Raw genomic sequence first — 240 nt, forward strand, 5'->3', positions numbered from 1 at the left:
CGGGTGACTGCTCACGCGCCTGGGCTTCGATGGCGTACAACTCCCCGATTCGCTGCAGCGCGACTGCAGCCATCTCATGCGGCTTGTTACTGGCGGCGTGCAGATCGAAGAATTTCCGCCGGGCATGCGCCCAGCAACCCAGCTCAGTCACGCCTTGACCAAACAGCGCTTTGTAACCGCCGTAGCCATCCGCCATGAGTGTCCCCTGCCAGCCTTGCAAAAAGGCCCGGGCATGGCTGC

General features: G+C 62.9%; 1 protein-coding gene. It reads right to left on the minus strand.

Features of this window, described 5'->3' with window-relative positions; translation table 11 throughout:
• The coding region (locus PZA18_RS24890; protein WP_284103553.1) for an IS66 family transposase at window positions 1–240 on the minus strand (240 nt) is incomplete at both ends.

It is taken from the genome of Parachitinimonas caeni, from assembly GCF_030129945.1.
Classification (GTDB): domain Bacteria; phylum Pseudomonadota; class Gammaproteobacteria; order Burkholderiales; family Chitinimonadaceae; genus Parachitinimonas; species Parachitinimonas caeni.